At 61.4% G+C, this 23802-nt stretch carries 20 protein-coding genes; 11 read left to right on the top strand and 9 right to left on the bottom strand.

From position 1 onward, the window contains the following. The first annotated feature begins 76 nt into the window (after window positions 1-76). Genes GIW02_RS03400 through GIW02_RS03385 form a run of 4 tightly spaced genes read left to right on the top strand, consistent with a single transcriptional unit; the run spans window position 77 to window position 3959 of the window. Entirely contained in the window at window positions 77-1087 is a 1011-nt protein-coding gene (locus tag GIW02_RS03400; RefSeq protein WP_003171721.1) for an ABC transporter permease subunit, read from the top strand. A 10-nt stretch (window positions 1088-1097) separates the two neighbouring features. Next, on the top strand, window positions 1098-2009 hold the full coding sequence (locus tag GIW02_RS03395; protein WP_027604858.1) for an ABC transporter permease subunit: 912 nt from the start codon (window positions 1098-1100) through the stop codon (window positions 2007-2009). Between the two features lie 10 nt (window positions 2010-2019). Further along, window positions 2020-2988 carry an ABC transporter ATP-binding protein gene (locus GIW02_RS03390; protein ID WP_101266469.1) on the top strand — a complete coding sequence of 323 codons (969 nt, stop codon included), beginning with the start codon at window positions 2020-2022 and terminating at the stop codon, window positions 2986-2988. Further along, window positions 2988-3959, top strand: a complete 972-nt coding sequence (locus tag GIW02_RS03385; protein WP_124422362.1) for a peptide ABC transporter ATP-binding protein — start codon at window positions 2988-2990, stop codon at window positions 3957-3959. The genes GIW02_RS03390 and GIW02_RS03385 overlap by 1 nt, the downstream gene beginning before the upstream one ends. Window positions 3960-4077: 118 nt before the next feature. On the opposite strand, the gene GIW02_RS03380 is transcribed toward GIW02_RS03385, so the two are convergent. The 3 genes from GIW02_RS03380 to GIW02_RS03370 all read right to left on the bottom strand — a co-directional run bounded on the left by GIW02_RS03380 (window position 4078) and on the right by GIW02_RS03370 (window position 7324). After that, window positions 4078-4341 carry a hypothetical protein gene (locus GIW02_RS03380; protein ID WP_236419077.1) on the bottom strand — a complete coding sequence of 88 codons (264 nt, stop codon included), beginning with the start codon at window positions 4339-4341 and terminating at the stop codon, window positions 4078-4080. Between the two features lie 83 nt (window positions 4342-4424). After that, window positions 4425-4670: a hypothetical protein gene (locus tag GIW02_RS03375; protein WP_236419075.1), complete on the bottom strand. Its 246-nt coding sequence runs from the start codon at window positions 4668-4670 to the stop codon at window positions 4425-4427. Between the two features lie 1070 nt (window positions 4671-5740). Further along, complete coding sequence (locus tag GIW02_RS03370; protein WP_236410845.1) at window positions 5741-7324, bottom strand: peptide chain release factor 3; 1584 nt, start codon at window positions 7322-7324, stop codon at window positions 5741-5743. Between the two features lie 331 nt (window positions 7325-7655). Here GIW02_RS03370 and GIW02_RS03365 point away from each other — a divergent pair, with 331 nt between their 5' ends. From GIW02_RS03365 to GIW02_RS03345, 5 genes are all read left to right on the top strand, one after another. Then, window positions 7656-8372, top strand: a complete 717-nt coding sequence (locus GIW02_RS03365; protein WP_032886220.1) for an ABC transporter permease — start codon at window positions 7656-7658, stop codon at window positions 8370-8372. A gap of 19 nt (window positions 8373-8391) precedes the next feature. Further along, window positions 8392-9288 (top strand): glycine betaine ABC transporter substrate-binding protein, encoded by an 897-nt coding sequence (locus GIW02_RS03360; RefSeq protein WP_236410844.1) that lies wholly within the window; start codon window positions 8392-8394, stop codon window positions 9286-9288. Window positions 9289-9299: 11 nt separating this feature from the next. Continuing rightward, the gene (locus GIW02_RS03355; RefSeq protein WP_236410843.1) at window positions 9300-9953 is read left to right on the top strand and encodes an ABC transporter permease; all 654 of its coding nucleotides are present in this window, start codon (window positions 9300-9302) and stop codon (window positions 9951-9953) included. Continuing rightward, window positions 9950-11107 carry an osmoprotectant ABC transporter ATP-binding protein OsmV gene (locus GIW02_RS03350; RefSeq protein WP_099587069.1) on the top strand — a complete coding sequence of 386 codons (1158 nt, stop codon included), beginning with the start codon at window positions 9950-9952 and terminating at the stop codon, window positions 11105-11107. Before GIW02_RS03355 ends, GIW02_RS03350 begins: the two co-directional genes overlap by 4 nt. Before the next feature lie 477 nt (window positions 11108-11584). Continuing rightward, window positions 11585-12748: a type III PLP-dependent enzyme gene (locus GIW02_RS03345; protein WP_032886216.1), complete on the top strand. Its 1164-nt coding sequence runs from the start codon at window positions 11585-11587 to the stop codon at window positions 12746-12748. 58 nt (window positions 12749-12806) lie between these two features. On the opposite strand, the gene GIW02_RS03340 is transcribed toward GIW02_RS03345, so the two are convergent. The 4 genes from GIW02_RS03340 to GIW02_RS03325 form a co-directional block, all read right to left on the bottom strand. After that, window positions 12807-13208 carry a type II toxin-antitoxin system HicB family antitoxin gene (locus GIW02_RS03340; protein WP_122773679.1) on the bottom strand — a complete coding sequence of 134 codons (402 nt, stop codon included), beginning with the start codon at window positions 13206-13208 and terminating at the stop codon, window positions 12807-12809. A gap of 55 nt (window positions 13209-13263) precedes the next feature. Continuing rightward, a complete protein-coding gene (locus tag GIW02_RS03335; RefSeq protein WP_236410842.1) occupies window positions 13264-13446 on the bottom strand; it encodes a type II toxin-antitoxin system HicA family toxin in 183 nt (60 codons plus the stop codon). A 169-nt stretch (window positions 13447-13615) separates the two neighbouring features. After that, on the bottom strand, window positions 13616-14365 hold the full coding sequence (locus tag GIW02_RS03330; RefSeq protein WP_236410841.1) for a tetratricopeptide repeat protein: 750 nt from the start codon (window positions 14363-14365) through the stop codon (window positions 13616-13618). 1 nt (window position 14366) lies between these two features. After that, window positions 14367-15047, bottom strand: a complete 681-nt coding sequence (locus tag GIW02_RS03325; protein ID WP_236410840.1) for a Fe2+-dependent dioxygenase — start codon at window positions 15045-15047, stop codon at window positions 14367-14369. A 206-nt stretch (window positions 15048-15253) separates the two neighbouring features. Here GIW02_RS03325 and GIW02_RS03320 point away from each other — a divergent pair, with 206 nt between their 5' ends. Then, on the top strand, window positions 15254-17539 hold the full coding sequence (locus GIW02_RS03320) for a TonB-dependent siderophore receptor (protein ID WP_236410839.1): 2286 nt from the start codon (window positions 15254-15256) through the stop codon (window positions 17537-17539). Between the two features lie 136 nt (window positions 17540-17675). Continuing rightward, window positions 17676-20201 carry a sulfite reductase flavoprotein subunit alpha gene (locus GIW02_RS03315; protein WP_236410838.1) on the top strand — a complete coding sequence of 842 codons (2526 nt, stop codon included), beginning with the start codon at window positions 17676-17678 and terminating at the stop codon, window positions 20199-20201. A 149-nt stretch (window positions 20202-20350) separates the two neighbouring features. On the opposite strand, the gene GIW02_RS03310 is transcribed toward GIW02_RS03315, so the two are convergent. Next, entirely contained in the window at window positions 20351-21892 is a 1542-nt protein-coding gene (locus GIW02_RS03310) for an alkaline phosphatase D family protein (RefSeq protein ID WP_236410837.1), read from the bottom strand. 193 nt (window positions 21893-22085) lie between these two features. Then, a complete protein-coding gene (locus GIW02_RS03305) occupies window positions 22086-23801 on the bottom strand; it encodes a PTS fructose-like transporter subunit IIB (RefSeq protein ID WP_236410836.1) in 1716 nt (571 codons plus the stop codon). Window position 23802 lies beyond the last annotated feature (1 nt).

The raw sequence follows: 23802 nt of genomic DNA, 5'->3' as shown, positions 1-23802 counted from the left end.
ATAAGAGAAACGCTCGGCACCGCCCACCAGGACGGTGCCGAACTTGCCTAACCGGCTGATTGAGGTACACAACAAGATGTTTAGTTTTATTGCCCGCCGATTGGGGTTATTGATCCCCACGTTTTTCGGCATCACGTTGCTCACGTTTGCGTTGATTCGCATGATCCCTGGCGACCCCGTCGAAGTCATGATGGGCGAGCGGCGCGTCGACCCCGAGATGCACGCACAGGCAATGGAACGCCTTGGCCTTAACAAGCCGTTGTATGCGCAATACCTGGACTATGTTGGCAAACTCGCCCAAGGCGACCTTGGCGAATCGCTGCGCACGCGCACCAGCGTGTGGACCGAATTCACCGCCCTCTTCCCGGCGACCCTGGAACTGTCCATGGCCGCCCTGTTGTTCGCCGGTATCCTGGGCCTGTTGGCCGGGGTGATCGCGGCACTCAAGCGAGGATCGCTGTTCGACCACGGGGTGATGGGCATCTCCCTGGCGGGTTATTCGATGCCGATCTTCTGGTGGGGCCTGATCCTGATCATGTTCTTCTCGGTGAGCCTGGGCTGGACCCCGGTTTCCGGGCGGATCGACCTGCTCTACGACATCGAGCCGCGCACCGGCTTCATGCTGATCGACACCCTGCTGGCCGACGAGCCGGATGCGTTCTGGGACGCCCTGCACCACCTGATCCTGCCGGCCATCGTGCTCGGCACTATCCCGCTGGCGGTGATTGCGCGCATGACCCGTTCGTCGATGCTCGAAGTGCTGCGTGAAGACTACATCCGCACCGCCAAGGCCAAGGGCCTGTCGCCGGCACGCGTGGTATTTGTCCACGGCCTGCGTAACGCGCTGATCCCGGTACTCACCGTGGTCGGCCTGCAAGTCGGCACCCTGCTGGCGGGTGCTGTGCTGACCGAAACCATCTTCTCGTGGCCCGGCATCGGCAAATGGCTGATCGAAGCCATTGGCGCACGGGACTACCCGGTGGTGCAAAACGGCATCCTGCTGATCGCCTGTCTGGTGATCCTGGTGAACTTCGTGGTGGATATCCTCTACGGCTTCGCCAACCCACGCATCCGTCACCAGCGCTGAGATCATGACCATGACCACACCTACTCAAGTGTCAGCAGTCGATCAAAGCCTGCTGTACCCGTCCCCGTACAAAGAATTCTGGCAAGCCTTCTCCAAGAACAAAGGCGCGGTTGCCGGCCTGCTGTTCATGTTGCTGATCGTGTTCTGCGCGATCTTCGCGCCTTGGGTTGCCCCGCATAACCCCAGCGAGCAATACCGCGACTTCCTGCTGACCCCGCCATCGTGGCTGGAAGGCGGGCAGATCCAGTTCCTGCTCGGCACCGACGAACTGGGCCGTGACCTGCTCTCGCGCCTGATCCAGGGTTCGCGCCTTTCCTTGCTGATCGGTTTGTCGTCGGTAGTGATGTCGCTGATCCCGGGCATCCTGCTGGGCCTGTTCGCCGGGTTCTTCCCGCGCTTGCTCGGCCCGACCATCATGCGTTTGATGGACATCATGCTGGCCCTGCCATCGCTGCTGCTGGCTGTCGCCATTGTCGCGATCCTCGGCCCTGGCCTGATCAACACCGTAATCGCCATCGCCATTGTTTCGCTGCCGTCCTACGTACGTCTGACCCGCGCGGCGGTGATGGGCGAACTGAACCGCGACTACGTGACTGCCGCCCGCCTCGCCGGCGCCGGCCTGCCACGCCTGATGTTCATCACCGTGCTGCCCAACTGCATGGCGCCGCTGATCGTGCAGGCCACCCTGAGTTTCTCCTCGGCGATCCTCGATGCCGCGGCCCTGGGCTTCCTCGGCCTTGGCGTACAACCGCCAACCCCTGAGTGGGGCACCATGCTGGCTTCGGCCCGTGACTACATCGAACGCGCCTGGTGGGTAGTGAGCTTGCCTGGTTTGACCATTTTGCTCAGCGTGCTGGCAATCAACTTGATGGGTGACGGCCTGCGCGACGCGCTGGACCCGAAACTCAAGAACGCCGCCTGAGGAGATTCCCATGTCACTGTTAGAAATCAAGAATCTCAACGTACGCTTCGGCGACAAGACCGCCGTGCCGGTGGTCGATGGCCTCGACATTTCCGTCGACAAAGGCGAAGTACTGGCGATCGTTGGCGAGTCGGGCTCGGGTAAATCCGTGACCATGATGGCGCTGATGGGCCTGATCGAGCACCCCGGCATCGTCACCGCCGACTCGCTGACCTTCGACGGCAAGGACATGCTCAAGCTGAGCAACCGCCAGCGTCGCCAGATCGTCGGCAAAGACCTGGCGATGGTGTTCCAGGACCCGATGACCGCGCTGAACCCCAGCTACACCGTGGGGTTCCAGATTGAAGAAGTGCTGCGCCTGCACCTGAAAATGTCCGGCAAGCAAGCGCGCAAACGTGCCATCGAACTGCTCGAAAAAGTTGAAATCCCAGGCGCCGCCAGCCGTATGGATGCCTACCCGCACCAGCTGTCCGGTGGTATGAGCCAGCGTGTGGCTATCGCCATGGCCATCGCCGGCGAGCCGAAACTGCTGATCGCCGATGAGCCGACCACCGCGTTGGACGTGACCATCCAGGCGCAGATCATGGAACTGCTGCTGGCCCTGCAAAAAGAGCAGAACATGGGCCTGGTGCTGATCACCCACGACCTTGCCGTGGTTGCCGAAACCGCCCAGCGCGTGTGCGTGATGTACGCAGGCCAAGCGGTGGAAGTCGGCCAGGTGCCGCAACTGTTCGACATTCCCGCGCACCCGTACAGCGAAGCGCTGCTCAAGGCGATCCCCGAGCACAGCCTGGGCGCCACGCGCCTGGCCACGCTGCCCGGCATCGTACCCGGCCGCTATGACCGCCCGCAGGGTTGCCTGCTGTCGCCGCGCTGCCCGTATGTGCAAGAGAGCTGCCGCCAGACCCGCCCGGGCCTTGACCCTAAATCCAACAGCCTGGCGCGCTGCTTCTACCCCTTGAACCAGGAGGTGGCGTAATGGCCGTCGTTCTTACCGCCCGCGACCTGACCCGTCACTACGAAGTGTCCCGTGGCCTGTTCAAGGGCCACGCGCTAGTACGCGCGCTCAATGGTGTGTCGTTCGAACTGGAAGCCGGCAAGACCCTCGCCGTGGTTGGCGAGTCGGGTTGCGGCAAATCCACCCTGGCCCGTGCGCTGACGCTGATTGAAGAGCCGTCGTCGGGTTCGTTGAAAATCGCCGGCCAGGAAGTCGCCGGTGCCGACAAGGCCCAGCGCAAGCAACTGCGCAAAGACGTGCAGATGGTGTTCCAGAGCCCGTACGCCTCGTTGAACCCGCGCCAAAAGGTCGGTGATCAACTCGGCGAGCCGCTGCTGATCAACACCAACCTGTCCGCCGCAGAACGCCGCGAGAAAGTCCAGGCGATGATGAAGCAAGTGGGCCTGCGCCCCGAGCATTATCAGCGCTACCCGCACATGTTCTCCGGCGGCCAGCGCCAGCGCATCGCCCTGGCTCGCGCCATGATGCTGCAACCCAAAGTGTTGGTGGCGGATGAGCCGACTTCGGCCCTGGACGTGTCGATCCAGGCCCAGGTGCTCAACCTGTTCATGGACCTGCAGCAGGAATTCAACACGGCCTACGTGTTCATTTCCCACAACCTGGCGGTGGTGCAGCACGTCGCCGATGACGTGATGGTGATGTACCTCGGCCGCCCCGTAGAAGTCGGCCCCAAGGAAGACATCTACGCCCGCCCGTTGCACCCCTACACCCAGGCGCTGCTGTCGGCGACCCCGACCATCCACCCGGATCCGAACAAGCCGAAAATCAAGATCGTCGGCGAGTTGCCCAACCCGCTGAACCCGCCGCCAGGCTGTGCTTTCCACAAGCGCTGCCCGTATGCGACCGCTCGCTGCAGCACCGAGGAGCCGCTGTTGCGGCCGTTGGATAACCGCCAAGTGGCTTGCCACTACGCGGAGCAGTTTGTGGCCTGAGGCGTTGTACCCATAAAAAATGCCCTGGGGATAAGTCCAGGGCATACACCGCGTTACACAGCCCTTCCCGTCAGGTTGCGCATCAGCCTGTCAGGCGGGGCTTTTTTTTGGCGACTGCCTATGTCTGGCTGTCGCCGTCATCGTCGTCCGGGTCATCGCTGTCCGGCTCGTTGGTGGTGGCGTCGTCATCGTCACTGCTGCCGCCCTGGTCCTGGTCACCGGGTTCGGCCTCGGACTTGGCCAGTTGCAGATCCTGCGAACTGTGCACCGCCGACAGCGCGGCACCACTGTGCACCGGGTTATAGGCCCAGGCCGGCGACATCCCCAACGACAACAGCACCAGCACTTTTATCAACAGCACGACTCGTTGAAAAATACTCATGGTTGATTCCGTCCAGTCAGCTCGGCAGTGACGTACCGCCGCCAGCGTTGACGCTAGCCCCGATGCGGGGTTTGCGCCAGGGCTCAGGTGTCGCCGTCGTCGTAGGTTTCGCTGTCTTCACCTTCGTTGTAGGGGTTTTCCGCATCTTCCTTGGGGGCAGGCTGGGCTTGGGGTTGCCAACTGCCGGAGTTGACCTCGTTCTGCTTTTTCTTGGTGACCGGGCCGGTGTCTTTCCACTGGGGAGTTCCGGCGCCTGCTACGGCCAGGGGGATGGGCAGCGCGAAGGTGGCGAGCAGGGCCAGGTGGAGGATGAGTTTAGCGCGGCGCACTAGGGTTTCCTTTTTGGTAGGGAGTGGGGAAACGCTAGACCGTATGTGGGGTTCTTGCCAGTGTTTGGGTGTATATCCGTTGTTGTAGTTATGGCGGATATTGGTTCCGCTCTTACAGCGGGTCACTTTTGAAAAGCGCAAAAGTAACCAAAACGCTCTTGCCCCAACACTCGGCACCTCGCCTGGGCTCGGTGTGCCCGCACGCAGACTTGAATCCGTGGGCCGCCGCGATGGGCCATCCATGGCCCAGCGCGGCTAACCCGGCGTCCTGCCGGGTTGCCTACGGATTCAAGCCTGCGTGCGGCCAGCGTGTTTTTATGGGGCGCCTCAGATCAAGATCACGATCAAAAGCGCAGATCAAAAGACCGCTGACTTCGTCAGCGCAAAGGATGTAAGGGCCAGATCAAAAACAAAGCAAGGCGGCCTGGCAGCCGGCCGGATCGTTGAAGCCTCACTCGGTCAAATGTGGGAGGGGGCTTGCTCCCGATGAGGGTGTGTCAGCTGATAAATCTGTAGCTGACCCACTGCCATCGGGAGCAAGCCCCCTCCCACATTTTTAATTGAGTTCCAACACGCAACTCCGGTCGGCTCGAAGGCCGCCGCGCTCCGGCTTTTGATCTCAGGCGCCCCGTCAATCACGCTGGCCGAACGCAGGCTTGTCAGCGCAAAGGATCCAAGGGCCAGATCAACAGAAGGTTGATATACCCCTGATACATGGAGATCCAAATGTGGGAGGGGGCTTGCCCCCGATGAGGGTGTGTCAGCTGATAAATCTGTAGCTGACCCACTGCCATCGGGGGCAAGCCCCCTCCCACATTTTTAATTGAGTTCCAACACGCAAGACCGGTCGGCTAACAGGCCGCCGCGCTTTGGCTTTTGATCTGAGGCGCCCTGTCAACTACGCTGGCCGCACGCTCCAAGACCTGCGGGCGGGCACACCGAGCCTAGGCGAGGTGCCGAGTGGTGGGGCGAAGGCCTTTTGGTTACTTTTGGGCCTTTCCAAAAGTGACCCGCTGTAAGAGCGGAACCATAGGCCGCCGTTACCCAAATAACGGATATACCCCCAAACCTTAATGATGCTCGCGGGTCGCACGGAATTTCACATCCGGCCACCGCTCTTCCATCAACGCCAGGTTAACCCGCGTCGGCGCCAGGTAAGTCAAATGCCCACCGCCATCGACCGCCAGGTTTTCTACGGCCTTGTTGGAGAACTCTTCGAGCTTCTTCTTATCGCTGCAGTCAATCCAGCGCGCGGAATACACGGTAATCGGCTCGTAGGAGCATTCCACCTTGTATTCCTCTTTCAGGCGGCTGGCCACCACATCGAACTGCAGCACACCGACGGCGCCGAGGATGATGTCGTTGCTGCGCTCCGGGAAGAACACCTGGGTGGCGCCCTCTTCCGCCAACTGCTGCAAACCCTGGCGCAGTTGCTTGGACTTGAGCGGGTCACGCAGGCGCACCCGACGGAACAGCTCCGGCGCAAAGTGTGGGATACCGGTGAAGCCCAGCACTTCGCCTTCCGTGAAGGTGTCACCGATCTGGATAGTGCCGTGGTTGTGCAAACCGATGATGTCGCCGGCAAAGGCTTCTTCGAGCTGTTCACGCTCGGAGGAGAAGAACGTCAGCGCGTCGCCGATGCGCAGGTCCTTGCCGGTGCGCACGTGGCGCATCTTCATGCCTTTTTCGTACTTGCCGGAGCAGATGCGCATAAAGGCGATGCGGTCGCGGTGCTTGGGGTCCATGTTCGCCTGGATCTTGAACACGAAACCCGAGAATTTCTCTTCCACCGGCTCCACGGTGCGCTCGTTGGCCACGCGCGGCAGTGGGCGCGGCGCCCAATCCACCACGGCGTCGAGCACGTGGTCGACGCCGAAGTTGCCCAGGGCGGTGCCGAAGAACACCGGGGTCAGTTGGCCATCGAGGAACTCTTGCTGGTTGAATTCATGGCAAGCGCCCTGCACCAGTTCCAGCTGGTCGACAAAGCGGTCGTACTCGTCACCCAGGTGGGCGCGGGCTTCGTCGGAGTCGAGCTTCTCGATGATTTTCACATCGGTACGTTCGTGACCATGGCCGGCGGTGTAGACAATGATGTAGTCGTCAGCCAGGTGGTACACGCCCTTGAAGTCGCGGTAGCAACCGATCGGCCAGGTGATCGGCGCAGCCTTGATCTTGAGGACCGCTTCGATTTCATCCAGCAACTCGATCGGGTCGCGGATATCGCGGTCGAGTTTGTTGATAAAGCTGACGATCGGCGTGTCACGCAGGCGGCACACGTCCATCAACGCGATGGTACGCGGCTCAACGCCTTTACCGCCGTCGAGGACCATCAAGGCCGAGTCCACCGCAGTCAGGGTGCGGTAGGTGTCTTCGGAGAAGTCTTCGTGGCCCGGGGTGTCGAGCAGGTTGACCATGTGGTCGCGATACGGGAACTGCATGACCGACGTGGTAATGGAAATACCCCGTTGCTTCTCCATCTCCATCCAGTCGGATGTCGCATGGCGGTCGGATTTGCGCGATTTCACCGTGCCGGCCACCGCGATTGCCTTGCCCATCAGCAGGAGCTTCTCGGTGATGGTGGTTTTACCGGCATCGGGGTGGGAAATAATGGCGAAAGTGCGGCGTTTCGCGACTTCGGCGGCCTGGTGGGTCATGGGAAATCGCCTGGCAGGTGAGTCAAAAAAGGGCGGCGAGTATAGCGCAAACCCAGGGGGCCGGACCACCGTTCACCCCATTGGGGGTGGCTAAATGCTGCCAAGTGTGGAACCTTTTAAAAGGTAGAGACGTCCACTCCCCTGCTACCGCACTCGGAACAGGGGCTGATAAATCAGCAAGTTAGCCTGACGAGGCTGCGCTCATGGCTCGATCGCATACTGCATTGCCAGTATCGGCGAGCTGCTTTTCGCGAACACATTCGCCGACAGCCAGGAATGGCATTGCCGCTCGGAAATGTGTTCGCCGACAAAAGAAAAAAGGAGTCCGCCTGTGGCTATTCGCTATGGCAAAGGGCTGATAGGAGGAGTGGTTGTCGTCGCTCTCCTGGCCCTGCTGGTCCACTGGATCGGCATCAACACGATCGAACTGTACCGCGACGATTTGTTGTTTTACCTGCAAGCTCATTTGATCCTTGTTCTAGTCTCCATGCTGGCGGCCCTGATTGTGGGCATCCCCGCCGGTATCCTGCTCAGTCGACCGAACATGGTCGGGCGCGCAGAACGCTTCATGCAGATCTTCAACATCGGCAACACCGTCCCGCCCCTGGCCGTACTGGCCATCGCCCTCGGCGTCCTCGGCATCGGCAGCGGCCCGGCCATCTTCGCGCTGTTCCTCGCCTCCCTCCTGCCTATCGTGCGCAACACCTACGAAGGCCTGAAAAACGTTCAAGGCTCGCTCAAGGAAGCCGCCACCGGTATCGGCATGACGCCGCGCCAGGTGCTGTTTCGTGTGGAATTGCCCAACGCCGTGCCGATCATCATCGGCGGCGTGCGTGTGGCCCTGGCGATCAACGTGGGTACTGCCCCGCTGGCGTTCCTGATTGGTGCCAACAGCCTGGGCAGCCTGATCTTCCCCGGTATCGCCCTGAACAATCAGCCGCAACTGTTGCTGGGCGCCGCGTGCACCGCGCTGCTGGCGTTGCTGCTCGACGGTCTGGTGACCATGGCCAGCCGCCTCTGGCTGGAACGCGGGTTGCGTCCGTCTTAGGCTTGGCAAAGGAAACGACATGAAAAAACTGACCTTGATATTGAGCTGCGTCCTGCTGTTTGCAGGCATTGCGCAAGCCGCTGAAAAACCTGTAATCCGCATCGGCGCCCGGGTGTTCACCGAACAGACCCTGCTCGCCGAAATCACCTCCCAGTACTTGCGCACCAAGGGGTACGACACCCAGGTGACCGGCGGCCTGGGCAGCAACCTGGCGCGCAGTGCCCAGGAAAGCGGGCAACTGGACCTGATCTGGGAATACACCGGCGTGTCGCTGGTGGCCTACAACCACATCGACGAGAAACTCGACAGCGAACAGTCCTACGCACGAGTTAAAGAACTCGACGCGAAAAAAGGCCTGGTCTGGCTCTCGCCGTCGCACTTCAGCAACACCTACGCCCTGGCGTTGCCGGAAAAAGTCGCCGAGGAACACCCCGAGATCAACACCATCAGCGACCTCACCAAAGCCATGGCGCAAGACACCAAGGAACACCGCCTGGTGGCCCTGGACACCGAGTTCGCCAACCGCTCCGACGGCCTGGCCGGCATGGTCAAGCTGTATGACATGAACCTGACCCGCAAAAACACCCGGCAAATGGACGCAGGCCTGGTCTACACCGCCCTGCGTAATGGCCAGGTGTTTGCCGGTTTGGTCTACACCACCGACGGTCGCCTGAACGCCTTCAAATTGAAGCTGCTGGCAGACGACATGCACTACTTCCCGGACTACACCGCCGCGCCGGTGGTGCGTCAGGAATACCTCGACAAGCACCCGCAACTGGCTGCCGAGCTCAAGCCGCTGGCCGATCTGTTCGACGACGAAACCATGCGCCAGCTGAATGCGCGCGTCGACGTCGATCATGAAAGCCCGTCCGCTGTTGCCGCCGATTTCCTGCGCCAACATCCCATCAATCAATAAGAGGAGAAGACATGGAATTCCTGAACGCCTTTTCCCATCTTGATTGGGCCCAAGTCCTGCACCTGACCTTGCAGCACATCACCCTGGTCGGCATCGCCGTGGTCCTGGCGATTGTCGTCGGCGTGCCCCTGGGCGTGCTGATGACCCGCTTCCCGACCCTGGCCGGCCCGCTGCAGGCCAGCGCCACGGTGCTGCTGACCGTGCCGTCCATCGCGCTGTTCGGCCTGCTGCTGCCGTTCTACTCCAAATTCGGCCAGGGCCTGGGACCGATGCCGGCGATCACTGCCGTGTTCCTCTACTCCCTGCTGCCGATCATGCGTAACACCTACCTCGCCCTCACCGGCGTCGAGCCGGGCATTCGCGAAGCCGCCAAGGGCATCGGCATGACCTTCGGCCAGCGCCTGCGCATGGTCGAACTGCCCATTGCCGTGCCGGTGATCCTCGCCGGTGTGCGCACCGCCGTGGTGATGAATATCGGCGTGATGACCATCGCCGCCACCATCGGTGCCGGTGGCCTGGGTGTACTTATTCTGGCTTCCATCAGCCGCAGCGACATGTCGATGCTGATCGTCGGCGCCGTGCTGGTCAGTCTCCTGGCCATCTTCGCCGACCTGCTTCTGCAATGGCTGCAACGCTCGCTGACTCCAAAAGGATTGCTCAAATGATCGAACTTCAAAACCTGTCCAAGACCTTCCAAAGCAACGGCAAGACTATCACTGCCGTTAACGATGTAAGCCTGACCGTCAATGAAGGCGAGATTTGTGTGTTCCTCGGCCCTTCGGGCTGCGGCAAAAGCACCACGCTGAAAATGATCAACCGCCTGATCAAGCCCAGCTCGGGCAAGATCCTGATCAATGGCGAAGACACCACCGACCTCGATGAAGTGACCCTGCGTCGCAACATCGGCTATGTGATCCAGCAGATCGGCCTGTTCCCCAACATGACCATCGAGGAAAACATCGTGGTCGTGCCCAAGCTGCTCGGCTGGGACAAACAGAAATGCCACGACCGCGCCCGCGAGTTGATGAGCATGATCAAGCTGGAACCCAAGCAGTACCTGCATCGCTACCCGCGCGAGCTGTCGGGCGGCCAGCAACAGCGTATCGGCGTGATCCGCGCGCTGGCGGCCGACGCCCCGCTGCTGCTGATGGACGAGCCGTTCGGCGCGGTCGACCCGATCAACCGCGAGATGATCCAGAACGAATTCTTCGAGATGCAACGCGCGCTGAACAAGACCGTGATCATGGTCAGCCACGACATCGACGAAGCCATCAAGCTGGGCGACAAGATCGCGATCTTCCGTGCCGGCAAGCTGCTGCAGATCGACCACCCGGACACCCTGCTGGCGCATCCGGCTGACGAGTTCGTCAGCAATTTCGTCGGCCAGGACAGCACCCTCAAGCGCCTGCTGCTGGTGAAGGCCGAAGACGCGGCGGACAACGCCCCGTCGGTAAGCCCGGAAACCCCGGTGGCCGATGCCCTGGAGCTGATGGACGAAACCGACCGCCGCTACGTGGTGGTCACGTGCGCCGAGAACAAGGCGCTGGGTTACGTACGACGTCGCGACCTGCACCGTCAGACCGGTACCTGCGGCCAGTACCTGCGCGAGTTCAACGCCACGGCGGCGTACGACGAGCACTTGCGCATCCTGTTGTCGCGCATGTACGAGTTCAACCGCTCGTGGTTGCCGGTCATGGATGCGGAGCGGGTGTTCCTGGGTGAAGTAACCCAGGAGTCGATTGCCGAGTACCTGAGCTCTGGTAAGTCGCGTGGGGGCAAGACCAGTATTGTGTCGCCTGCCGAGACTGCCCTGGCCTGATCTGAGCTGACACACCTGGGATCAAAATATGGGAGCGGGCTTGCTCGCGAAGGCGGCGTGTCAGTCACCGGATGCATTGGCTGATACACCGCATTCGCGAGCAAGCCCGCTCCCACATTGGATCTTCACCGCGCCTGAAACACTTCAAATTGCCCCATCCGGGGAACATCAATCCGTCACACCTGTCGGTTACATAAGTAGCTGCACGCGGTCCCGCGACGAACGCGTGCAAAAACGCGACATTTTTAGTTGATCTCGAGCCCCTCACGCCCTAAAGTTCGCGCCGAACGTCCATGCTGGAAACGATCCATCCGGCTCAAGTACTGACGACGAGACAGCAAGGCCAAGGGAAGTTTATCCCGTGGCCTTTTTGCTTTCGGCGACATGCCTTGGGAAGTAGGCGAACCAAAGTGGGGATACGGAGGACGTTCATTTGCACCCATTGATCAATTCAGTTTGCCCTTAGGAGTTCCCAGCATGTCGATCAACGTCGAAGATTATTTCGCGCGCGCCACCTTTGACAAAATGAAGGCGTTCGCCGACAAACAGGAAACCCCGTTCGTGGTGATCGACACCGCGATGATCAGCCAGGCCTACGATGACCTGCGCGCCGGTTTCGAATTCGCCAAGGTGTATTACGCGGTCAAGGCCAACCCGGCCGTCGAGATCATCGACCTGTTGAAAGACAAAGGCTCGAGCTTCGACATCGCCTCGATCTACGAGCTGGACAAGGTCATGGACCGCGGCGTCAGCGCCGACCGTATCAGCTACGGCAACACCATCAAGAAATCCAAGGACATCCGCTACTTCTACGAGAAGGGTGTGCGCCTGTTCTCCACCGACTCCGAAGCCGACCTGCGTAACATCGCCAAGGCCGCACCGGGCTCGAAAGTCTATGTGCGCATCCTCACCGAAGGCTCGACCACGGCTGACTGGCCTCTGTCGCGCAAATTCGGCTGCCAGACCGACATGGCCATGGACCTGCTGATCCTTGCCCGTGACCTGGGCCTGGTGCCGTACGGCATTTCGTTCCACGTAGGTTCGCAACAGCGCGACATCAGCGTGTGGGACGCGGCGATCGCCAAGGTCAAAGTGATCTTCGAGCGCTTGAAAGAAGAAGACAACATCCACCTCAAGCTGATCAACATGGGCGGCGGCTTCCCGGCCAACTACATTACCCGCACCAACAGCCTGGAAACCTACGCCGAAGAAATCATCCGCTTCCTCAAGGAAGATTTCGGTGACGACCTGCCGGAAATCATCCTGGAACCAGGCCGTTCGTTGATTGCCAACGCCGGCATCCTGGTCAGTGAAGTGGTACTGGTGGCGCGTAAATCGCGTACCGCCGTTGAGCGTTGGGTGTACACGGATGTGGGCAAATTCTCCGGCCTGATCGAAACCATGGACGAAGCCATCAAGTTCCCGATCTGGACCGAGAAGAAAGGCGAGATGGAAGAAGTGGTAATCGCCGGTCCTACCTGCGACAGCGCCGATATCATGTACGAAAACTACAAGTACGGCCTGCCGTTGAACCTGGCGATCGGTGATCGTTTGTACTGGCTGTCGACCGGTGCCTACACCACCAGCTACAGCGCAGTTGAGTTCAATGGCTTCCCACCGTTGAAGTCGTTCTACGTGTAAGCACGCCACGCATAAAAAAACCCATGACTTGTCATGGGTTTTTTTATGGCTGCCTGACTCACGCAGACAACTCACGCAGCGCCGCCGTCGCCAGGAAACCTGAGCGTGATGCATAGCGGTGGTCCTTCTGCACGCGCTCATCAATTCGGTGCAACAACTGCTCGGGTAAAGAAGCATTGAACCGCACCGAGCGCCCCAGATAAGGCGTGAGATCAAAGTCGACAATCGCCCATACGCCACCGGCAAAATCCGGATTATCCAAATGGGCATCCACCTCCAACGCCTGGGGAAGTTTTTCCTGGTCAGCAACCAGCCCCTCCAAGTGCAACGCCAATGCCTCACGGACATTATCCAACGCCTCGGAAAAAGACCCACCAGCCGAGAAACACCCGGGTACATCGGGAACAGTCACGCTGTAATCCGAATCAGCGTCTTTATGAACTACCACTGGAAATTTCATCGTTGCTCCTCTGAACGAGACCCACGGAACTCATTCAACTCATCAATCAGAACTATCACTTGAGGCCGGCTGATTTGAAAATACTGTAGAGCGTGCCCTTGGCAATTTCTGACTTGGGATGAGGGACTGTAACTCGCCCTCGCTTCATCGGGTGTTTGAACTGATGATGGCTACCCTTCACTGCGACCTCAAACCAACCATCCGCTACCAGCAACTCAATCACCTCTCGACTTCTCATCGCCCACCCTTGAGTGTGTACATTACACACCACCAGACGGCAATGTTTTTATACACACGAGACACACCAATGAAAAAGCCCGCTTAACGATCAAGCGGGCTTGTGTGAGGTGATGATGACGATGGGCAAATCCTTTTCGCCAGCGAACTAATGTCAGTTTTTGTGCCAGCTACGAAAGACTGAAAGCCCGTTGCTTGTAAGCCTCAGCCATCGCTCGAATCTGCGGATCATTCGCCGCCGCCAGGGCATTTTGGGCTGTACGCAAAAACTTGAGATTGCCTCCCGCCAGCGCCTTGCGCAGCCAGTCCAGCGCCGCATCGACCTGGCCTCGGTCGGCCAGCACCGCCGCGTAGCTGAACTGCCCACGGAAATCCCCGCCTTCGGCCGAGCGTCGATACCAGTCCACAGCCGCCTGCACATCGCGCGGGCAATGTTGACCGTCTTCCAGATAACGCCCCAGCAGGTTCATCGATTTGGCGTGGCCCTGCTCTGCTGCCCGGCGATAGAAGCTCAGCGCTTGTGGCTGGTCTTCAGCGATTCCGCGCCCGGTGGCCAGCAGGTTGGCGTAGTTGTACTGGCCCCAGTCCAGCCCCGCCTCGGCGGCCTTGCGGTATTCCTGCGCAGCGGCCGCCTCATCGACGGCGCAGCCCCAGCCATGCTCCAGGCAACGCCCGGCCATATTGCGCGCCATTAAATGGCCGCCCTGGGCCGCGATTTGGAACCAGCGCAAAGCCAGCGCCTCGTCACGCGCAATGCCGCGGCCTTCCAGGAGGATCTGCCCGAGCAGCGCCTGGGCCTCCACCACGCCCTCCTTCGCCGCGATCAGGATGGCCTGGGCCGCACGCACCGGCGAGTCGTCGAGCATGCTCTGCAACTGTTCGACATTGAGCACTTCTTCGCGGCGCAGTAAAAACCCCATGTCAGACCTCGACCCAGCGGCGCAGCAGGTTGTGGTAGGTGCCGGCGAGCTGGATCAGCGCCGGGTGGTCGGGGACATCCCGGGTCAGTTGCTGGATCGCACCGTCCATTTCGAACAGCAGCGTGCGTTGGCTGTCCTCGCGCACCAGGCTTTGTGTCCAGAAGAACGAGGCATAGCGCGCACCACGGGTGACGGCGTTGACCTTGTGCAGGCTGGAGCCGGGGTACAGCACCATGTCACCGGCCGGCAACTTGACGCGTTGCAGCCCGAACGTGTCCTGGATCTCCAGTTCACCGCCGTCGTATTCCTCCGGGTCGCTGAAGAACAAGGTGGACGACAAGTCGGTACGCACGCGCTCATGGCTGCCCCTGGCTTGGCGCACTGCGTTGTCGATATGGAAGTCGAAGCTGCCCCCGGCCGTGTAGCAATTGAGCAACGGTGGGAAGACTTTGTGCGGTAACGCCGCTGACATAAACAGCGGGTTCTGCCACAAGCGCTCAAGCATCGCGGCGCCGATTTCCTTGGCCAGCGGGTGGCCTTCGGGCAATTGCAGGTTGCGCTTGGCCTTGGCGGACTGGTGCCCGGCGGTGATTTTTCCGTCGGCCCAATCGGCGTTTTCCAGGGCCTGGCGGATACGCTGCACCTCCTCGCGAGAGAACAGGCCGGGAATGTGCAGGAGCATGGGGCAATACCAGTCAGCAGGGAGGCGCCAATGGTATTGATTCCTATCCGCCCTGTAAAACGCGCAAGACGGTTGAGCTTGTAAAAACCGTAAGCAAAAAGTGTAAAGAATGTAAATTCAGTGCAATTAGCAATGTATCTCAATTGATAGAAATACTTGTTAACACTATATTCCGCGGCCTCACATCCTTGGGGAAAGGACACGTCATGTCGCGCACTTCAATAAAAACACCTGCCAGCTCACCGCGTCTGCTGGCTTCGGCCATTGGCGTTGCCCTCGGGGCCAGCTCTGTCGCCCATCTGGCGCAAGCAGCCGAAGACACTGAGCAAAAAGGCCAGCGCAACAGCATCTCCCTGGGCGCCACCAGCATCACCGGCGAAGAACAGGACAACACCTCCTACCAGGTCGAAAAGGCCTCGTCGCAGAAATACACCGCGCCGCTGGTGGACACACCGCGCTCGGTCACCGTGGTGCCGCAACAAGTCCTCAAGGACACCGCCGCCACCTCGCTGCAGGATGCCTTGCGCACCGTGCCGGGCATTACCTTCGGCGCCGGTGAAGGCGGCAACCCGCAGGGCGACCGCCCGTTCATCCGTGGTTTTGACGCCCAGGGCGACACCTACCTGGACGGCGTACGTGACACCGGCGGCCAGAGCCGCGAGATTTTCGACATCGAATCCATCGAAGTCAGCAAAGGCCCCAACTCCTCGTTCGGTGGCCGCGGCTCGGCCGGTGGCAGCCTCAACCTGGTGAGCAAGACCCCCCAAGCGCGGGACTTCACCAACGGCGGCTTCACCTATGGGTCCGACCAGACCCGTCGCTATGTACTCGACGTCAACCGCCAGTTCCTCGACAGCGCCGCGTTCCGCCTGAACCTGATGAGCCACGAACAGAACGTGGCCGGTCGCGATGCGGTCAACTATGACCGCTGGGGCGTCGCTCCGTCGCTGACGTTCGGCCTGGGCACCCCGACCCGCGTCAACCTCAGCTACTACCACATGGAAAGCAACGACCTGCCGGACTCTGGCATTCCCTACGGCTACAGCTCGTCGACCGCCACCACCCACGTGCACGACAAACCCACCGACGGCGGCGACAGCGATAACTTCTACGGCCTCAAGCATCGCGACTTCCGCAAGACCCGCGCCGATATCAGTACGTTCTCCGTCGAGCACGACCTGAGCGACACCATGACCCTGAAAAATACCCTGCGCCACGGCAGCACCGGCCAGGACTACATCCTGACCCAGCCGGATGACAGCAAACTCAACGTCAACAAGTACAGCACCGTGTGGCGTCGCGCCAACACCCGCGTATCGACCACCACAACCACCACCAACCAGACCGATCTGTTCGGCAGCTTCCAGGCCCTGGGCTTCAAGCACAGCTACTCCACCGGCCTGGAATTCACCGGTGAAGAAACCCGCGTGAGCGGCTACACCGTCAGCCCGAACGCCAACCCCAATTGCACCGTGGCCGCCGGCAGCCTGGGTGGTCAGTGCACCTCACTGGGCAACCCGAACCCGGACGACGCCTGGAACGGCAGCATCGCGCGCAACTACAACGGCACCAACACCAAGGCCACCAGCCGCGCCGCCTATGTGTTCGACACCATCGAACTGGACCCCAAATGGCTGCTCAACGTCGGCCTGCGCTACGACACCTTCGACACCCAAGCCAACACCAACGCCACGACGGGACGCTCCACGGTCAAGGACGACAGCCAGTTCTTCAACTGGCAGGCCGGCCTGGTCTGGAAGCCGCTGGAGAACGGCAGCATCTACACCTCCTACGCCACTTCGGCCTCGCCGGCCGGCGGCCTGGTGGGCGAAGGCGTCGACAGCAACGCGATCCCTACCGGCATCAACACCAGCGACCTGAAACCGGAAGAAACCGTCAACTACGAACTGGGCACCAAGTGGGACCTGTTCCACAACCGCCTGTCCCTGGCCGCAGCGGTGTTTCGCACCGAGAAGAAAAACACGCGCATCCTGGTGGACTCCAACACCTATGAAACCGCCGGTGAATCCCGCGTCGATGGCCTGGAGCTGTCGGCCAGCGGCAAAATCACCGATCAGTGGCAAGTGTTCGCCGGCTACAGCTACCTGAAAAGCGAGCTGGTCGACCCTGGCAAGAACGGCAACCGTCAGGCCGTGGTGCAGCCCGGTTCCAACCAAGGCAACCAGATGCCCAACACCCCGCAGAACGCGTTCAGCCTGTGGACCACGTATGACATCACGTCCAAGCTGACCATCGGCGGCGGCGCGTTCTACGTCGATCAGGTGTACGGCGATGCGGCCAACACCGTTTACGTGCCGTCCTACACCCGCTACGACGCCATGGCCAGCTACAAACTGACCAAGAACATCGACCTGCAACTGAACGTGCAAAACCTCACCGACAAGACCTACTACGACAAGGCCTACGCCGCGCACTTCGCCAACCAGGCGGCCGGTCGCACCGCCCTGCTGAGCACCAGCTTTCACTTCTAAAAGCGCGCAGCCCAGCGCAAAAAGCCCCACGCATCGGATGCGCGGGGCTTTTGCGTGCAAAACAGAATTTTTCTCGATAACCCACGGCATAATGCGCGCCGTGCCCTACATATCCGGATAGACGAGGCGGTCAGACGTGTTGAAGAAAACCCTGTTCCAGTTGCACTGGTTCTTCGGCATCACTGCCGGGCTGGTACTGGCCTTGATGGGGATCACCGGGGCTGCGGTCTCGTTTCAGGATGAAATACTGCGGGCGCTCAACCCAAGCGTACTCACCGTGCAAAAACGTGAAGCCGGCGTGCTGCCGCCTGCCGAGCTGGTGCGCAAGCTGGAAGCCACCGAAGGCCAGACCGTGGCCATGCTGTTCCTGGAAAGCGAAAGCGGCAACGCTGCGCGCGTGTTCTTCACCCCGCCGCCCGGCGAGCGCCGTGGCCAGTTGCGCTATTTCGACCCTTACACCGGCGACTACATGGGCGAGGTGGCCGGCCAGGACGTGTTCGGCTTCCTGCTGCAATTTCACCGTTTCCTGGTAATGGGCGACACCGGGCGAAACATCACCGGCGCGTGCACGCTGATCCTGGTGTTCTTCTGCCTCTCCGGCTTGTACCTGCGCTGGCCGCGCCAGGTCGCGAGCTGGCGCGCCTGGCTGACGTTGGACTGGCGCAAAAAGGGCCGCGCCTTCAACTGGGACCTGCACTCGGTATTCGGCACCTGGTGCCTGCTGGCGTATCTGCTGTCGGCACTCACCGGTTTGTATTGGTCCTACGACTGGTACAGCCAGGGCCTGACCCAACTGCTGTCCGACGCCCCACACAACGAACGCGCGCGCAAGCGCGGCCCGGCGCCCGAGGGTGCCGCGCCCGTGGCCAACTACGACGCGATCTGGAGCAGCCTCTACAGCAACGCCGGCCCAGGCCTGACGGCCTACAACATCCGCATGCCAGCCGTCGCCGGGCAACCGGCCACGGTGTACTACCTGCTGGACAATTCGCCCCATGACCGGGCGCTGAACCAGATCAACCTGGACCCGGCCACCGGCGAGGTCAAATCCCACGACCGCTACGCCAGCAAGACCCTCGGCGCCCGGCTGCTGACCAGCGTCTACGCGCTGCACACCGGCAGTTATTTCGGCCTCGCGGGGCGGATTATCCTGACCGTCAGCTCCCTGCTCATGCCGCTGTTTTTCATCACCGGCTGGCTGCTGTACCTCGACCGTCGCCGCAAAAAAAGCCAGGTGCGCGACGCGCGCAACGGCCTCAGCGCCAACCACAGTGAGGCTCCTGCGTGGTTAATCGGCTTTGCCAGCCAGAGCGGTTTCGCCGAACAGTTGGCCTGGCAGACCGCCGGGCAATTGCAGGCGGCGGGCTTGCCGGTGAAGGTGCAGCCCTTGGGCAGCGTCAGCCAGAACGACCTGCGCCAGTCGCACAACGCGCTGTTTGTCGTCAGCACCTTCGGCGACGGCCAAGCGCCTGACAGCGCCCGTGGCTTCGAGCGCAGCGTGCTCGGTCAGGCGCTGCCCCTCAAGGGCCTGAATTACTCGGTACTGGCCCTGGGTGATCGGCAGTACGAACACTTCTGCGGCTTTGCGCGGCGCCTGCATTTCTGGCTGACCCACCAGGGCGGCAACCCGTTGTTTGCCACGGTGGAAGTGGACAGCGGCGACACCGCCGCCCTGCTGCTCTGGCAACAACAACTGGGCCAACTCACAGGCCATGCCCCGGCAGCGGCCTGGCCGACCGCCCAGTATGAAAACTGGACGCTCAGCCAGCGCAAGCTGCTCAACCGCGACAGCAGCGGTTCGGATGTCTATTTGCTGGGGCTTACTTCGCCGTCGCCACAACACTGGCAAGCCGGCGACCTGGTCGAAGTGCTGCCACACAACTGCCCTTGGGCCATCGAACATTTCCTCGAGGGCCTGGGCCTGGCCAGCAGCGACGGCGTTGTGGTCGACGGCTTGGCGCAACCGCTCAACCAAGCCCTGGCCACCCGCCAACTGCCGGACAACCGCGCGCATCTGGTAGGCCTGCACGCCCAGGCGCTGGTCAACGCGCTGGTGCCCTTGGGCATGCGCGAATACTCGATTGCCTCGATTGCCAGCGATGGCGTGCTGGAGTTGATCGTACGCCAGGAACGCCACCCCGACGGCAGCCTGGGGCTGGCGAGCGGCTGGCTCACCGAGCATGCCGTCATCGGTTCCAGCATCCGCCTGCGCCTGCGCCGTAACAGTGGCTTCCACCTGCCGGACGCGCCGGTGCCGTTGATTCTGCTGGGCAACGGCACGGGCCTGGCCGGCCTGCGCAGTTTGCTCAAAGCGCGCATTGCCGAGGGCCAGCAACGCAACTGGCTGTTGTTCGGCGAACGCAATATCGCCCACGACTACCTGTGCCAGGACGAGCTGCAAGGCTGGTTGGCCAGCGGTGATCTGGCGCTGCTGGACCTGGCATTCTCGCGGGATCAGGAAGAGAAGATCTACGTGCAGGATCGTTTGCGCGAATCGGCGGATGTGCTGCGCAAATGGCTGGCCGACGGCGCAGCGATTTATGTGTGCGGGAGTTTGCAGGGGATGGCGTCGGGCGTGGATCAGGTGCTGCATGAGGTGTTGGGCAGCGAAGCGGTGGAGCGCTTGATCGAGCAGGGGCGCTATCGCCGGGATGTGTACTGATTTTTCAAAAACACTGAAGATCAAATGTGGGAGGGGCGGTGCGACGATTCGACTTGCCCCCCGATAGCAGTGGATCAGCTAAAACTAAGCTGACTGACACACCGTAATCGGGGGCAAGCCCCCTCCCACATTTTTAACCGCATTCCAAATCAAACCGGTTGCAGTTTTTGCTCGAACACTGAGACCCCATCCAAGTCCCGCAGGATGACCGTCAACTCCGCCGTCTGCCCGTCGATCTGCACTTCACCAAAAAACTGAAAACCCGCGAACGGCGAGGTGTTCTGCGCCGGTGGGGCCTTCTCGAAGACCACCTGCGGGCCAAAGGTTTTATCCAACGGATTCGGCCCGAAACTCCCGGCATTCAACGGCCCGGCAACGAACTCCCAGAACGGCTCGAAATCCTGAAACGCCGCGCGATCCGGGTGGTAGTGATGCGCCGCGCAGTAATGCACATCGGCCGTCAGCCACACATGGTTGCGTACCTTTTGCGCCCTTAAAAAGCCCAACAACTCGGCGATCTCCAGCTCGCGGCCCTGCGGCGCACCTGGATCATTGTTGGCGATGGCTTCCCAACGCCCCACACCAGGGCTGACTTCGCCGTCGGGCACGCCAAGGCCGATGGGCATGTCGGCGGCAATCACCTTCCACTGCGCCTGGGAGCCCTTGAGTTCACGCTTGAGCCAGTCCAGTTGCTCACGGCCGAGGAAGGGTTTTTCCGCGCCCAGGTTGTCGTCGTTCGGGCCACGGTAGCTGCGCATGTCCAGCACGAATACATCCAGCAACGGACCATAACTGAGCTTGCGATAAATCCGCCCGCCGCCATCCGCGCTTTGCCGGCGCATCGGCGAATATTCCAACCAGGCCTGGCTCGCACGGCCCACCAAGGTGTTGATGTCCTTGGTCTGGTAGCGCTCATCCAGTTGCTTGCTCGGCGACCAGTTGTTCACCACCTCGTGGTCGTCCCATTGCCAGATCTGCGGCACCTCGGCATTGAAGCGCCGCACGTTTTCATCCAGCAAGTTGTAGCGGTAATTGCCGCGATATTCATCCAGGGTTTCGGCGACTTTGCTCTTGGCGTCGGTGGTGATGTTGCGCCAGATACGCCCGCCTTCGGTGGTCAGCTGTGCAGGCACCGGGCCGTCGGCGTAGATGGTGTCGCCGCTGTGGATAAAAAAGTCCGGCAGGCGCAGGCGCATGGCTTCGTAGATGCGCATGCCGCCGATGTCCGGGTTGATGCCGAAGCCCTGGCCGACGGTGTCGCCGCTCCACACAAAGCGGATGTCGCGACGCGCTGACGGCACGCTGCGCAAGTGGCCGAACCAGGGCTCGCTGGCCACGCCGGTCTGGGCGTCTTCGAAGTGCACGCGGTAGAAAATCGCCTGGTCGACGGGCAGGCCGGTGAGTTCGACGCGGGCGGTAAAATCAGTGCGGCTGTCGGCCAGCGGCGAGACGAATTTGCGCGGGTTGCTGAACACACTGCGGGTGTCCCACTCCACCACCATTTTCGCGGGGCGGTCGCTGCGGCTCCAGATCATCGCGCGGTCGCCCAGCAGGTCGCCGGACTGCACGCCATCGGTGAGTTGCGGACGGTCCTTGACCGACGCGATCACTGCCGGCGCCAGGCCCGGCAGCAACAGGCCGGCGCCGACGGCTTGCATCACGCGGCGGCGGCCAAGATCGAAATGAGTCATGCAGGTGCCCTCTTGAGTATCAAAAGAGCCACTAAAGCATGCAGGGATGAAGCGCAGATGACACCCTATTCCGCAACACTGGGGATCCAAATGTGGGAGGGGGCTTGCCCCCGATGGCGGTGTGTCAGCAGAAAATTAGCTAACTGACACACCGCCATCGGGAGCAAGCCCCCTCCCACATTTTTAACCTGTTTCAGGCCTTGGAGGGTGCCACAGCCAGCTCCACCGCTTCCGGACGTTTGATCAGCGCATACACCAACCCCGTCAGCACACTACCGGCGACAATCGCCAGCAAGTACAACAGCGCGTGGTTTATCGCATTCGGAATCACCAACACAAACAGGCCGCCATGGGGCGCTGCCAGCTTGCAGCCAAAATACATCGACAGCGCCCCCGTCAACGCGCCGCCGGCGATGCTGGCCGGGATCACGCGCAGCGGGTCCTTGGCAGCAAATGGAATCGCGCCCTCAGAGATAAAACACAGGCCGAGGATCATCGCCGCCTTGCCGGCCTCGCGTTCGGTCTGGGCGAACTTGCGTCGCGCCAGGAACGTGGCGATACCCATGCCGATCGGCGGCACCATGCCGGCAGCCATGGTCGCCGCCATCGGCGCACCGCTCGATGCCGCCAGCAGGCCGACGGAAAACGCATACGCCGCCTTGTTGATCGGCCCGCCCAGGTCGACGCACATCATGCCGCCCAACAGGATGCCCAGCAGCACCGCATTGGTGGTGCCCATGGTGGCGAGGAAGTCGGTGAGGCCGGTGAGCATGCGCGCCACCGGCGGGCCCACCAGGTAGATCATCGCCAGACCGGTGAACAGGCTGGCCAGCAGCGGGATGATCAGGATCGGCTTGAGTGCCTCCATGCTTTGCGGCAATTGCACGGCACGGGTGATCAGTTTGACGCAGTAGCCCGCCAGGAAACCGGCCAGGATACCGCCGATAAACCCTGCGCCCAATGTGCCCGCCAGCAGGCCGCCGATCATGCCGGGCGCAATGCCAGGACGGTCGGCAATCGAGTAGGCGATATAACCCGCCAGCAGCGGCACCATCAGCGTAAAGGCGGTATTGCCGACGGTTTTTAATGCGGCCGCCAACGTGCCTTCCTGTTCAAACGCATGAATCCCAAACGCAAACGACAAGGCAATCAGCAACCCGCCCGCCACCACCATCGGCAACATGAACGACACGCCGGTGAGCAGGTGCTTGTAGACGCCGGTTTTTTCCGACTTCTTGGCCACCGCCCCGCTGGCGGCGCTTTCTACTGCGCCTTCGGCGAGGGCCTTGTTGAGGGTCGCCTCGGACTGCTTGAGCGCAATGCCGGTACCGCAACGGTAGATCTTCTTGCCGGCGAAACGCTCGGTGGCGACTTCAATATCGGCGGCCAGCAGCACCACGTCGGCATCGGCGATGGCCTGCGGGCTCAAGGGTGTACGGGCACCGACCGAGCCCTGGGTTTCGACCTGCAGGTCATAGCCCAGACGCTTGGCCGTCTGCTGCAACGCTTCGGCAGCCATGAACGTGTGGGCGACGCCGGTCGGGCAGGCGGTGATCGCCACGATACGCGGGGCGTTTTTGGCCGTCTGCTGCGTTGCGACATAGACCTCAGCCTCTTCGGCGCCCCGACGCAATACCGCGTCAACATCCGCCAACGCCTGGGCCGGTGTGCTCTGGAACACACGCTTGCCGACGAACCGCTGCATGTCCACCGGCGTGCTGCTGACCAACAACACCCATTCGGCGTCGTCGATGGTGGACTGGGACAACTGGCGTTCCGGCCGCTGCACATCCACCACCTCAACGCTGGTGCTCCAACCCTGGCGCTGCGCGGCGGCGTCCAACAAGCGGGCGCACAGCACACTGGTGACCATGCCGTTCGGGCAGGCGGTAACAATGGCTAACTTCATC

It is taken from the genome of Pseudomonas syringae (genome assembly GCF_021606685.1).
In the GTDB taxonomy this organism is placed as follows: Bacteria; Pseudomonadota; Gammaproteobacteria; order Pseudomonadales; family Pseudomonadaceae; genus Aquipseudomonas; species Aquipseudomonas syringae_R.
This window is presented reverse-complemented; position numbering and strand designations above follow the sequence as displayed.

Bases quoted from the DNA above. Each gene is read 5' to 3' on its own strand.
- GIW02_RS03340 (WP_122773679.1), bottom strand. From the start codon at position 13,208: ATGAAATTTCCAGTGGTAGTTCATAAAGACGCTGATTCGGATTACAGC.
- GIW02_RS03325 (WP_236410840.1), bottom strand. From the start codon at position 15,047: ATGCTCCTGCACATTCCCGGCCTGTTCTCTCGCGAGGAGGTGCAGCGT.
- GIW02_RS03395 (WP_027604858.1), top strand. From the start codon at position 1,098: ATGACCACACCTACTCAAGTGTCAGCAGTCGATCAAAGCCTGCTGTAC.
- GIW02_RS03350 (WP_099587069.1), top strand. From the start codon at position 9,950: ATGATCGAACTTCAAAACCTGTCCAAGACCTTCCAAAGCAACGGCAAG.
- GIW02_RS03390 (WP_101266469.1), top strand. From the start codon at position 2,020: ATGTCACTGTTAGAAATCAAGAATCTCAACGTACGCTTCGGCGACAAG.
- GIW02_RS03385 (WP_124422362.1), top strand. From the start codon at position 2,988: ATGGCCGTCGTTCTTACCGCCCGCGACCTGACCCGTCACTACGAAGTG.
- GIW02_RS03355 (WP_236410843.1), top strand. From the start codon at position 9,300: ATGGAATTCCTGAACGCCTTTTCCCATCTTGATTGGGCCCAAGTCCTG.
- GIW02_RS03335 (WP_236410842.1), bottom strand. From the start codon at position 13,446: ATGAGAAGTCGAGAGGTGATTGAGTTGCTGGTAGCGGATGGTTGGTTT.
- GIW02_RS03330 (WP_236410841.1), bottom strand. From the start codon at position 14,365: ATGGGGTTTTTACTGCGCCGCGAAGAAGTGCTCAATGTCGAACAGTTG.
- GIW02_RS03310 (WP_236410837.1), bottom strand. From the start codon at position 21,892: ATGACTCATTTCGATCTTGGCCGCCGCCGCGTGATGCAAGCCGTCGGC.
- GIW02_RS03345 (WP_032886216.1), top strand. From the start codon at position 11,585: ATGTCGATCAACGTCGAAGATTATTTCGCGCGCGCCACCTTTGACAAA.
- GIW02_RS03380 (WP_236419077.1), bottom strand. From the start codon at position 4,341: ATGAGTATTTTTCAACGAGTCGTGCTGTTGATAAAAGTGCTGGTGCTG.
- GIW02_RS03305 (WP_236410836.1), bottom strand. From the start codon at position 23,801: ATGAAGTTAGCCATTGTTACCGCCTGCCCGAACGGCATGGTCACCAGT.
- GIW02_RS03370 (WP_236410845.1), bottom strand. From the start codon at position 7,324: ATGACCCACCAGGCCGCCGAAGTCGCGAAACGCCGCACTTTCGCCATT.
- GIW02_RS03320 (WP_236410839.1), top strand. From the start codon at position 15,254: ATGTCGCGCACTTCAATAAAAACACCTGCCAGCTCACCGCGTCTGCTG.
- GIW02_RS03360 (WP_236410844.1), top strand. From the start codon at position 8,392: ATGAAAAAACTGACCTTGATATTGAGCTGCGTCCTGCTGTTTGCAGGC.
- GIW02_RS03400 (WP_003171721.1), top strand. From the start codon at position 77: ATGTTTAGTTTTATTGCCCGCCGATTGGGGTTATTGATCCCCACGTTT.